10 protein-coding genes and 2 pseudogenes are annotated in these 11,566 nt (G+C 58.1%); 4 read left to right on the forward strand and 8 right to left on the reverse strand.

Annotated features, from left to right (window positions below; translation table 11 throughout):
- Positions 1-98: 98 nt before the first annotated feature.
- Positions 99-1,718 carry a glycoside hydrolase family 17 protein gene (locus ABIB00_RS35675; RefSeq protein WP_354107599.1) on the reverse strand — a complete coding sequence of 540 codons (1,620 nt, stop codon included), beginning with the start codon at positions 1,716-1,718 and terminating at the stop codon, positions 99-101.
- A 1,553-nt stretch (positions 1,719-3,271) separates the two neighbouring features.
- Here ABIB00_RS35675 and ABIB00_RS35685 point away from each other — a divergent pair.
- Positions 3,272-3,568 (forward strand): annotated as a pseudogene (locus ABIB00_RS35685) (NYN domain-containing protein); the annotation flags it as partial.
- A gap of 115 nt (positions 3,569-3,683) precedes the next feature.
- Here the strand turns inward: ABIB00_RS35685 and ABIB00_RS35690 are convergent.
- Positions 3,684-3,893, reverse strand: a complete 210-nt coding sequence (locus ABIB00_RS35690; protein ID WP_354107588.1) for a hypothetical protein — start codon at positions 3,891-3,893, stop codon at positions 3,684-3,686.
- Here ABIB00_RS35690 and ABIB00_RS35695 point away from each other — a divergent pair.
- A complete protein-coding gene (locus ABIB00_RS35695; protein ID WP_354107589.1) occupies positions 3,880-4,119 on the forward strand; it encodes a hypothetical protein in 240 nt (79 codons plus the stop codon). The two genes, ABIB00_RS35690 and ABIB00_RS35695, sit on opposite strands and share 14 nt — an antisense overlap.
- On the opposite strand, the gene ABIB00_RS35700 is transcribed toward ABIB00_RS35695, so the two are convergent.
- The 4 genes and pseudogenes from ABIB00_RS35700 to ABIB00_RS35715 all read right to left on the reverse strand — a co-directional run bounded on the left by ABIB00_RS35700 (position 4,116) and on the right by ABIB00_RS35715 (position 9,139).
- Positions 4,116-4,598 carry a phasin family protein gene (locus tag ABIB00_RS35700; protein WP_354107590.1) on the reverse strand — a complete coding sequence of 161 codons (483 nt, stop codon included), beginning with the start codon at positions 4,596-4,598 and terminating at the stop codon, positions 4,116-4,118. The genes ABIB00_RS35695 and ABIB00_RS35700 overlap by 4 nt on opposite strands.
- 1,762 nt (positions 4,599-6,360) lie before the next feature.
- A pseudogene (locus tag ABIB00_RS35705) lies at positions 6,361-7,856 on the reverse strand (efflux RND transporter permease subunit); the annotation flags it as partial.
- Positions 7,857-8,628: 772 nt separating this feature from the next.
- Positions 8,629-8,952, reverse strand: a complete 324-nt coding sequence (locus ABIB00_RS35710; protein WP_354107591.1) for a hypothetical protein — start codon at positions 8,950-8,952, stop codon at positions 8,629-8,631.
- A gap of 10 nt (positions 8,953-8,962) precedes the next feature.
- Positions 8,963-9,139 (reverse strand): hypothetical protein, encoded by a 177-nt coding sequence (locus tag ABIB00_RS35715; RefSeq protein WP_354107592.1) that lies wholly within the window; start codon positions 9,137-9,139, stop codon positions 8,963-8,965.
- A 744-nt stretch (positions 9,140-9,883) separates the two neighbouring features.
- On the opposite strand from ABIB00_RS35715, the gene ABIB00_RS35720 reads away from it, so the two are divergent.
- Positions 9,884-10,411 carry a DUF4142 domain-containing protein gene (locus ABIB00_RS35720; protein ID WP_354107593.1) on the forward strand — a complete coding sequence of 176 codons (528 nt, stop codon included), beginning with the start codon at positions 9,884-9,886 and terminating at the stop codon, positions 10,409-10,411.
- Positions 10,412-10,473: 62 nt separating this feature from the next.
- Positions 10,474-10,710, forward strand: a complete 237-nt coding sequence (locus tag ABIB00_RS35725; protein WP_354107594.1) for a hypothetical protein — start codon at positions 10,474-10,476, stop codon at positions 10,708-10,710.
- A gap of 196 nt (positions 10,711-10,906) precedes the next feature.
- Here the strand turns inward: ABIB00_RS35725 and ABIB00_RS35730 are convergent, their stop codons facing one another.
- Together ABIB00_RS35730 and ABIB00_RS35735 are read right to left on the reverse strand one after the other, a co-directional pair.
- Positions 10,907-11,209 (reverse strand): addiction module antidote protein, encoded by a 303-nt coding sequence (locus ABIB00_RS35730; protein ID WP_354107595.1) that lies wholly within the window; start codon positions 11,207-11,209, stop codon positions 10,907-10,909.
- A gap of 51 nt (positions 11,210-11,260) precedes the next feature.
- The coding region (locus ABIB00_RS35735; RefSeq protein ID WP_354107596.1) for an outer membrane protein at positions 11,261-11,566 on the reverse strand (306 nt) is incomplete at its 5' end.

The raw sequence follows: 11,566 nt of genomic DNA on the forward strand, positions 1-11,566 counted from the left end.
GAGCCAAATGTCGGGTCATAGAGGAAGACCGGTAGTTTTCGTCCGAGCGCCAAACCGACGCTTTTGACCCAAAACGGAAGTCGGCTGGCCAGGTTTTCTCAAGCGCGCGCCCGCCAGAGCGTAACCGCAAGCAGTATATAGGCAGCACAAGTCCACAACGACTGCCAATTGTCTGGCCCTTCGCTAAGCGCCGCATGGATGGCTGCCACCAAGAATACGCCGGCAAATGTCGCTTCCGCCATGGGGCGGATTCCTTTCTTGGGGCCATTGAGCTGTGTCATAGCCGCAAAAGGGAACGCCGCCATAGTGAGGGCCGCAAAAGGAAAATCCTTTTCGCGCGGGTCAAACATAAAGCCCAGCGCGGTCTCCGTGCCGATCACGATGGTTACGATCAAGATCAATCCGTGCATGATCGCCAGCACCGATGAGGTGCGGTAGTCCTTCGGACCCAGCAACTCCAGAAATGTGGGCGGTGCGCGCCCCGACATCAGGGCGTTGGCGCCGAACAGCGGCGAGGCAGTTGCCGCCACCAGAAGTGCGCCCCACAGAAGCCAGCTGCCCGCGTCGTAGCTTTCATAGAACATTTTTTGAGCGGCCACCCCAAACAGGACTCCGGCGATGGTTGCCGATATTCCGACCGCAAACCATGAGACGAGCCGGGGCTGCGAGGGCTTCCGGCGCGAGGTCAGCCATGCAGCGCCGAACACCAGGATCGCCAGCGCCATTCCGCCGCTCATTTGCAGTTTCCAGAGCGGATAATTGCTGACGGGGATGCCGGGCGGATATTTCAGCATGCGCTGCGCGGAATCGAATAAGCCCCACGATCCGCCGACGGTGCCCTCGAACTCATGCTTCCACAATTCATCATACGCCTCGAACAGGTTGACGCGGAAATTCTCGCGCCGGGCAAGATCGAGAACCTCCGAGATCACCCGCGCCTGATTGGTGCGCGACGGTAGCGCCGAACCGCGCATCCGCCCTTCGCTCGGCCAACCAGTTTCTCCGATCAGGATTTCCTTGCCCGGAAACGCCGACGCCACCTGCTTTCGGACGGCGTCGACGTGAGCAGCGGCAGATTTCGCCGGGACCGGGACGTTTTCCCAATATGGCAGGATATGCACGGTGACGAAATCGACGGCGTCATTGAGTTCCCGATAGCGCAACCAGTACTCCCAGACGTCGGAATAGGTGACGGGGACCGGCACTTGTGCCTTGACCGAGCGGATTAAGGCAGCAAGGTCGGAAGGCGTCATCTTCCGATGCAACAGAACCTCATTGCCGACCACGAGTGCGGTGATGGTTTCCGGATAATGCTGGGCGAGGCGTATGCCAGTGGATAACTGCGTCGCGTTCTTCTGTCGGTCCCTATCGAGCCAAATTCCCTGAATGACTTTCAGCCCCACCTTGGACGCAAGTTCGGGGATCTGATCGAGACCGAGATCAGTCGCATAGGTACGGATACAGTCGGTTATTTTGGCAAGCTGGGCGAGATCTTCCGCGATCTGGTCCCGCGGCACTGGTGTCGGCGACTCTGACGTTTGGTTGTTGCGGAAGGGCGCGTAGGATATGCATTGCAGTTTGGCATTCGGATCGATCGGTGCGCGCGCCAAGTTGATCGGTATGGCCAGCCACCACCACGCCGCGGCGATCGCACCTAGGGATATGATGAGAAGCGCCAGAGGCGTGCGAAGCGAAATAGTTCGACTCCCAAAAAAAATGAGCGCGCGGCGGCACTCGCGCGAAGGATCGCGGACGCCATTTTCCAGAATTCGTCAGTCTCCCAAATTTGCTCCGTGAGTATTTCGTTCTACCTTCCCAGGATCACATCCGGCTGATCATTGCTGTTGGAGCTCCAGGGCATCTCCGATCCGCACGGGACGGTTACAAGCTGAGCCTCCTGCCTCGTGCCGCTTACGGCATCGCTGCCTAGCGCGCCCAATCTGACGATGGTCCGAGCTTGCATCAGTTCGTTCCAAATCCGGAACGCGGTGAAGCAAAAGTCGCGGGCGTTGCAGATTTACAACCCGCACAGCCGTTCGAGATCCTAAGCTCGTCCATTGAGCCGACCAAGCATTTCATTCTTGGTTGAAGATGATCAGCGGGGTCGAAAGGTGTTTGATATCTATCGCAATGACAAGCGCGACTTGCTCGTTCTAAGTACAGGCTCTGTCGCACCCGTGCTTTATTCTGCACATAAGTGGCGCAAGAGCAGAAAAAGAGTTCTCAAAGTCAGCGACGAAATCAAGTCAGCCGTTCAGGCACAAGGCTATTACCTCCGCAGCCGGCGGGTCGCCAGGACCGAATGATCGAGGTCGGGTAGGTCGGCGGCGCGGTGTTCTCATCTGCAATCTCCACAGCATCATCGCACAGCCAAGCCACCATCCCAAGTCGTGCGCCTCTTAAAGTCACAGCGTGCATCATGGCAACAATGGCTATGGCAACGGCGGCAGTGACGGCAACCCCAACGGCAAGCCTGATAACGATCGCTGACAGCCGGGAGGCGGAACGCTTTGCGGATTGCCAAGTTGTTGCGAGGCTCTTCCCCAAGGGCGACCCGGATTGGCCCCAGCTTCATCGCCTTTGCCTTGGGAGCTGGGGCTATTTTTGTTCACATGAGTTCCGAAGGCAGCCTCAGTTCTCCGTTAACGGCTTCTTTGGTTGCTCCGCGAGCGGCGGTGGATGCCCAGCGCATCAGCGTCATCTCGGTCGCGGCTTTCCGTGTCGCAGATCACTGGCGCGGGATAGTCCTGGGAAAGCGCCAGGCATCGCCTTCACGTTCGACGTCGGTTGACCACGCGGAAGAGCGCGAGGATGGCGGCGCGGTTCGAGGTGATGCCGTAGAGTGGCGCATTCCAAAACGTCTGGGTGAAAGATTAGGCGGAGCTAACTTCGCAAACACGGAAGCCGCCTTCTATGGGCGCCTTCCTACGGTTCAGTCACCAATGCTAGACGATGAGCGTGTTAGTTTTTCGGTGGCGACGCTTTTAGAAACGCGGCGAGCACACGAATTTTCCAACTGCCGTCTTCGCGCACGTCCGTCGCTGTCCAGAGGTGGATCGTCCTGGCTTTTCGCGGTGCCAGCAATGCGGAGCGGAATCGGAGGACGATCCATCGCCCCTAAAGGTCGATTTCAAGGATGAAGATGAAGTCAAGTAGACGCCAACGTTGACGAGTCGAAGACGAAGACAGAGTCGCTGCAGACGACGATACGGTGGAGAACCTAACAAGTGAGGAGGGGCCGCGAATGCGGCTCACTTTTTTGTCGTACTTGATGGTGCTGTTCTCCGGCGACGGGGACTTCCGGTCCCTGGTCGAGGCGGTACAGCGCCGCGGCGTTCGGGTCACCGTCATTTCCACGCTCGCCAGCCAGCCGCCGATGATCGCCGACGAGCTGTGCCGCCAGGCTGACGTGTTCACCGACCTTGTCGAGCTCCAATCCAAGATCGGTCGCAACCCGACCGAACGCTCGGCCCCGCGCGAGCGCGAGTCGCGCTATCGTACGTCCCAATTCCCGCAGCATGAGACCGTCGTGGGAACGAAGGGAAATGATAGCGTTTTCGAAAAGTAATCCCGAGCGAGACCGCTCTGGAGCAAGCGGCCGCCTGGCTGAGTCGCAAATCGTTTCATAGAGATTTGCAAGTGCGTATGGTTCCCTCCATCGCAATCGATGCCTGTGTGGATGATCAGGCCAGCGATCCCACGCGGTGACGCGCCCAGGCACCGGGCTCGTGGACCCAAGCCTCCTGTGCGAACCAGACGTGATTGGATTGGCAAATCGGACAGCGAGTGTGCGCGAAGAAAACCGGGCTGCGCCGAAAGCTCTCGCGATCGGTCTTGATGCCGGTGGGGATCGCGCGTCCGGTCTGCGGACATTTGACCATGACCATGCCCATCTGGGCCTCCCTCAACTTTAATTTTCTTGAATTCGATTTGCTATTCGGTTTTGAAAAGCAACCGGCCGGTTGGATCGCGCCTCTTGTTGGTGCGCTGGCTTGGGGGCATCGCGCACCCTGCCAGTTACTTGGTCGAGCATGGGTGCGCATGCTCGCGGCAGGGCTTGGTCCAAGCGGCCGGATCTCCCTCTTGAATGAACCTGGATGTAAATTGAGTGCCGCTTAGTCGCCTTGGTGAAGGACCTTGGCGATGTGCTTCTTGAGTGGCTCGCCGGTTGCGGTTGCAAGCTTCTGGGTAAGCTCCCACAAATCCTTGCTTTGGGCGGATGCGCTATCGTAAGTCTTGCGCGCTTGTTCCGCGGACAAGGTGACGACATCCGCCGCCGACTTGCTACCCAAGAGTTGGACGAAGAAATCGATCGCAGACGCGGTATTAAAGTTCGAGATCTCGATGACCTTGAGCCCGTAGTCTGTCGCGCTCCTGGCATTGCCCGAATAGGTCTCGCGCAGCGCTTCAGCCATATCCACTGACGCGGCTTTGATCTTCTCGCAGCCTTCCCGTGCGCGGGCGACGCCCTGCTCGGAAAATTCACCGAGCACACCGGGCAACGCAAACTTCGGCAATCCGAACGGTGGCATCGCGAAGCCGTTCGTTCCGTTCACTTCAGCTTTCACTTTACTTTCACTCACAGGTGCTTTCCCCATTTCTCAGGCGAAATCATCTCCCGAACGCTGGCTGCGACACAGGAGTTCGTGAAGGCGGAAAGTTTTCCACCTCAGCGTCCGTTCAATTTTGACGAGCTTCAATCCAGTCCCGATACCACTATGTCCAACGACAGGAGAGCTGTCCGTTCGCTTTGCGACTCTCGGCAAAAAAATCTTCCGAGGATGTCAATACACACGGTCGTCATATCAACAGTATGCTTGCCGTCCGAACGCCCGGCCCCACGCGAGCGCGAGCCGCGCTCTCATCCGCAGCAACGTGAGAACGTCATGGGATCGAAGGGAAACGATAGCGTTCTCGAGAAGTGGTCCCGAGCGAAAATGAGGACACTTAGCGAATAAGTCCGGCATTGTTTCGCCGGGCCGATCGCAAGTAAGTTTCAGGCGCTCAGCAACAGACCGACTTGAATTTATTCGCATCAGTCGGTCCGGATTGCGACATTTGGATGCTTGCTCACGCGGCTCGGCATGATCGTGTTGCTGCCCAGCACGCTCCGCGGCGTCGCTCGTTGCGGAAGCTTCGCATTCGGCGCGCAACAAGCGCCAGCAAGTAGCATTCGAAACTGATGTGAAGCTTAAAGCGAAAATAGTTCCGACGCGCAATGGGAACCTAACTGCCTGCCGCCAAACGACAAATTTCGTTAGGTCTCATAATCATGATGACTCCATCGCACAATTAGAAAATATGTTGGGGGAAAACACGGGAGGATTAGAAATGGAATCTGTCCGCCGCTTTCGCGCAACGGCCTCGCTTTGCCGGCAGACTGCCGCGCGTGATCCTGAGAGAAGCTGGAAGCTGCTCGCAGAGGCAGAGTACTGGGAGCATCTGGCGGCTACCGCTTTAGTTCAGTGAGCTCACGAAGTAGCGATTACTCATTTCCTTGTTCGTCGTTGACTCCTTAATCCACGTGATACTCTGGGGACCGTAATGACCAATACTCGCCAAGTTTACAGCTATGCTGTTCTGCACGCACGGCTCCAAGCGCTCATTGCTGAGCTTACACAGGTGGAGAAGCTTCGAAATCGGCTTCGAATCGTAGAGGCGAGAACAATCGGCAGAAGAGTGCTCGAGCGGGCAGCGGAGCAAGAGCCGTTTGGAGACGACGGTAGATCGCACCCCGAGCATTGATCTGACTAGCTCGGCCGTCGCTGCGTTCAACGAGAAGTCTCCTGTTGGCCCATCGCTTCCGTTCGCGGGGTGTCGTTGCGCACATTTTTAGGGGCGAATCGTGGCCAAACTCTCTCCGAAAGTCAGTACGCGGATCACCACACAGCTGAAGAGGTACCAAGGCATGCTAGCGCAGCTGCTGAAGCGCGATGTGAGCGAAGCCGACACAGTCACGGTCATCAACGATACGCCGCGACTTTTCAGAAAATTTCACCGGCCCGCGCAGACGGCCAGAACAGCACATCACGAACACACAATGACACCCGCAAACGATAACGGCCCCATTCAGGCCGACGACTTCACCGACCATTGTCGTCCGCCGTGCTGGTTGGAAAACACCATGCGTGACCTCCCCAGGTGCAGCTTAGGGGCATCCATCGGCGTTGGTCTCGTAGACCCAATCCCCGCGTCAGGGCGGACTTTCGCGCAAGGTGGGGTCGCAAGGTTCGATGAACCTGGAATATTTGCGGGTGCCAACGACGCGCGATACTCCAAAACGAAACTGACGCAGCCACGCACACAAGCGGAGTCAAGCGAAGCCGCTGAATCGTTCAGCCTGATAGGAACGGTGGACCGCTAGAGAGGTTCGCTAGGGGTCGTGATAGTCTTCGGGAGAGCCGCAGCGAGCCTGTAGTTGCGTGTAAGGAGACGAAAGAAGAGCGGAACAAAGATGATCGCCAACGCCGTGGCGGCGATCATTCCGCCGATGACGCCGGTGCCGATGGAGTGTCGACTGGCAGAACCCGCGCCGGTGGATATCGCGAGCGGAAGGACACCCAGAATGAACGCCAGCGACGTCATGACGATGGGACGGAAACGCAGGCGGGCCGCTTCGAGAGCCGCATCGTAGACCGAAATACCGTCGCGGTGACGCTCCGCGGCAAACGCCACGATCAGGATCGCGTTCTTCGCCGCAAGGCCGATCAGCGTGACAAGCCCAATCTGGAAATAGGTGTCGTTTTCGATGCCGCGGAGCCAGATCGCGAGAATGGCTCCGAATAAAGCGAACGGCACGGCGGTGAGCACGGCCAGTGGGAGGGACCAGCGTTCGTATTGCGCCGACAGGATGAGGAAGACCATCAGCAGCCCGAACAGGAATCCTTGATAGCCGGTACCCGCCGTCGAAATTTCCTGGAAGGCGGACCCGGTCCAACCGATCGAATAGTCGCTTCCAAGATTGTCTGCCACGATCTGCTGCATCGCGGCGAGAGACTGGCCGGACGAATATCCCGCCGCGGGATTGCCGAGAATCTTGGCGGCGGGGAAGATGTTGAAGCGGTCGACGGTATCGGGTCCGATGACCGGTCTACGGAGACCAGTGCGTCCAACGGAATCATGGCCCCGGATGCCGAGCGCACATAGATGAAGTGGAGGTCGTTGGGCGCGCTGCGGAAGTCGGATTCGGAGGACAGGCTGACGCGGTAGGTGCGTCCGAACAAGGCGAAGTCGTTGACGTACAGGCTTCCGAAGCCGCTTTGCATGGAAGATGGTATTGATAGGAACGCCGAGGGTCTTGGCCTTGTCGCGGTCGACGTTGATCTTGTGCTGCGGCACCGACGTCGAAAATTGCGTGCTGACGCCCGTGAGTTCCGGACGCTTGGCGGCCTCGGCGACGATCTTGTTGGCTGCCTCCGACAACGCTTCCAGAGAGGCCCCGTAACGGTTCTGCAGAAAGAGCTCGAACCCCCCGGTCGTGCTGATGCCCTGGATCGGCGGCGGATTGAAGCCGAACACCCGCCATCGTGGAACTTGGTGTTGAGCCGGCCGAGCGCCGGTGCGATCTGCCGTGCATCCGATTTGGGATCGGTTCGTTCCGCCCAATCCTTCAGCGTAGTGAAGGAGACGCCCGAGTTGGTCTTCTGGGCGCTCGACAGGACGTCGAAGCCGGAGAACGACACCACACCCTGGACCTCGGGCATGTTTTTTATGGCGGTGATGGCCTGAATCGCCTTGGTCCGGCTGAGCGCGGCGGCCGGAGGCAACGACGTTACCATCAGCACATAGTCCTCCTGCGGGACCAGACTGCCAGGCACCTTGGAAAACAGCAGACCCGAAGCAGCCAGCATTGCTGCCGTTCCTAAAATGACTGGGGCCACCGACTTTCGTCAGCGGCCCCCCGGTTCTCCTCGAAAATACAAAAGAGAAAAGGGATTGCCAGCCCCGGTCTCATGATCCTCGCCCCAACTTGGACTAGACAATCACGATTTCAGCGTTCCCGGAACGGGAGCCATCTACTTAGCTTTGCTTGCCTCGTATCCGCGCCATATGGCGTGATAGGCGACACATCTACTAAAGATGTGAGCCAGTGCTTTCCATGAGCCACGCCAATATCGTCCGCAGCTTCGGTCGACGGCTCATGACGATGAGATGCCATCACGGGTTTTCTTGTCGGCCATTACGCGGCTTTCTGCATTGGTTGATCTTTCATCTTAACGCTGCAAGGCGTTTGGAGCGGCATCCTCTTATCGGCCATCCAGACGTCGGTCTTCTCCCAATGGATGGCAGGCAGTAATCTTCTCGGTGGCGCCGGACAAGAGCCATCGCATCAGTGTGAGTGAGCTTTTGCCTCGTGAGCAGACGTGATCGTGGGCGCGCTGAAGACACGCCACTGCGTGTGATTGCGGCAGGCAAAGTCAAAAGAAGTGTCCGTGGTCACCGGTCTGCTTATCAGGACACGGGTGCGACCCATGTGGCAGCAGCGATGTCAGAGAGGACAATGCTTACCAGGTAGATGACGTTTCCATGCATCGCGCTCGGCAACGACACCGCAACGAAACGCCGCACAGCGGGAAGGTGTGAAGGAATGCGTGTTGCTGTAGGGGGGTGGGTAGGGTCTCCGCAGCTTCAAAACCAACCGGTTCTTAGCGACCGCTCGCCCCCCACTTCGCGCGCATCTGCAATTGAAATGTTGGGGGGTACCGCGTGGCGTCTCGTCTGCCGCCGGCCAATCGCTATGCCGAGTCGGTTGCCTATCGAGCCGACCACTGCGGCAAAGATGATCACGACCACCAGTGGCGCGATACCGCTTGCTCCACCTTTCGTCGCAATCCCAACTCTCCCGACCGAGAATCCCACGATCGCCCCGCTCAATCCACCGACGGTCGACCAAAACACTTCCGGCTGCGCCCTTCCGAATTTCAACAACTTCGCAATCTTGATCCCAGCCATTCCAACGCTACTATCGAGTGCTCAGCGAAACGCCCAGCAACGACGCCGTGACCATTGTTGCGCCCGGCGTTCGCTTCAGAGTCTTTGCAATTCTTGTGACACCAGCTTGCTGCTTTGTGAGTGACTTCAGCGTCTTCACGTCGTCTTTCGTCCACTCGCGGCGGACAGTCTTTTTCTTTTTGGCCAACTTGGGCGCTCCTTCAATCGTTAGGCGCGCCGTTTAACACATTGCGCGGTGTGCGCAACCCGACATCCCTGTTCGTTTTGGAAGCACAAATGATCGAACGCAACACATCCCGCATATCCCCGCGACCGCCGATGACTCCGCGGAGGCTGGGCGCCTGTCCATTGTTACCGCTCTGTCCGCATGTAAGGGCTGCGCTCCGAGACCAATCGAAGGTCGGGGTCGGCGGCCAAGGTCAGGGAAGCATCGATCCGGAGCGGGTTCTCTGGAGGGCGCTCAGCCACCACAGCCCAGGCAACGACGCCGACTGCGAAAAGGGCTGCCGCTAAAATCCAAGGATACCGCATCATTGCGTCCTCCCTAGTCTGGTATCAACGTCCCGATCAGGTTGAGCAGCGCCTGGTGCTCCGGACCATTTGCGCTCCCCCGCAGGAATCTGCCGATCTCAATGTACGAGGTCCGTCCTCCTGAGCCGGCATTCGGCTGATGCTTCACGACTGGGGTGCTCGAAGCCGGGTGTCGCGCCAAAGACCAGACGTCGCCGTTGCTGCTTTCATACAGGACCCGATCGGACATAGGGAGCTAATAGTGCCCGCACTATTCGGTTCCTGTTGCGGATCGTGCGGACTTCGGCCTGTGAGCTGGCAGCGCCCGAAGCCGGAGACAATCCTGCGGTAGTACCTGCGCCAGCACCGCTACAGGGAACGCGGCCCGATGTGCTCAATTGGAACCTCCTTCACGATTGGCGTGTTCATCGACAAACAACCCACAGGAGTTTGCCTTGAACAGAATGCTTTTGTCGCTCGGACAGCAACCTTGATGGCACTCTCAATTGCCAACGCGTCTGCGAAAGATAAGCAAAGCGAAACGTTCCTCAAGAAGGCAATCGAGGGTAATTTCGCCGAAGTCAGCATGGGAGAGCTGGCGCAGCAGAACGGCCAAAGCGATGCCGTCAAGTCATATGGCAGAATGCTTTCCACAGACCACGCTGCCGCCAATCAAAAGGCTTTAGATGCTGCGCAGGAACTGGGAATGAACTCACCAAGCGGACCGAATGCGAAGCAAGAAGCCGAACATGACAAGATGTCAAAAATGTCCGGCGCGGCCTTCGATAAGATGTTCGCGGCTCACATGGTCGCAGACCACCAAAAGGATATTGCCGAGTACAAGAAGGCGTCACGGAGTAAGGATGCTGCCGGAGAATATGCTTCCGGCCAAATAGATACGTTGCAAAAGCATCTGGACACCGCAAAATCGCTGAAGGTCGGTAAATAATCCGACGCCGGAATGGGTCGGCAGGAGCGCGGCAAGCCAACTTCCACGATAGCGGGCATTTCATGGAGCAGCGCGAAGACTACTTGCTCCGGCTGGCGAGCGTTTTGGAAGATATCGGGGCGGACCAGCAGGTGACAATTCGGGACCGGTACATCGAACAGGCGTTCGGCGGGCATGGTGCCCTCGCACTTGCAGAGGCCGAAGTGTTCGCCCGCGCTCATGGCTGCACGTTTCGTTACGATCGGATTGAGCAACGAGGCCTGTTCACCCGGTCGTATCCCGCCGGTGGACGGGCTTAACCTGGCCTTGGATTCGGTCTTCTGATGGAAGTTCGGCACTCGCCGCCCGCTCGACGGCCGGTTGATCAGTTCAGGTGCCGCGGGTGGTATTTTGAAGGACCAAACCTTTACACGTGCTATTTCGGAAGCCCTTTGTCCACGCGCGAGGGCCGAGATCACAACATGGGTCTCTTTAACGACAACGACGCTGATGGCATCAAAAGGTAGGCGATTGTTTGCGACGTCGCCGGGGGACTACCCTGATCTCCAATCCCATGGCCGTGAGCACACCAAGAACAGTCGAAAAGTTTGGAAGCCGTTCGTTCCCGAAGGCTCGATAAATGCTCGTTCGTTGCAGACCGGCTTCTCTTGCGACTTCTGAAATGTTGAAGTTGTCTAGCGCCTTCCCAATGGCCCTGCAGATCGTGCGAGCTTCGGCCGACTCGAATGCCTCGTTCAGCTCGTTGGCTAACTGCGAGGGTACGACGGGACTAAATCTTTTCGTCATCTCGGTCTCCATAACAAAAGGGCCGGCTTTAAGCCGGCCCTTCGTTATTAAATCGAGGTGCGCTCAGTAGTGCGCGATGCTCGGACCGCCCCAGCGATAGTTCACGCGGACGAGGCCCATGTCAACGTCTTGGCGAATGCGGTCGCTCCCGGCGAAACCTCCAATGGGCGTAGTGAAGTCGATCGTGCGATCACCCAGGAAGATGTGATTGTACTCGACACCAACCGACCAATTCGGTGCAAAACCATATTCGAGGCCCGCGCCGACGGTGCCACCCCAACGGGTTTCACGAGCCGACGAGAAGAGCGCACCGGTCGGAATATCGAACACATCATACTTGTCGCCGACGACCGCGGCGCCGCCCTTGAC

Origin of the sequence: Bradyrhizobium sp. LB14.3 (assembly GCF_040547985.1) — a bacterium.
Taxonomy (GTDB): domain Bacteria; phylum Pseudomonadota; class Alphaproteobacteria; order Rhizobiales; family Xanthobacteraceae; genus Bradyrhizobium.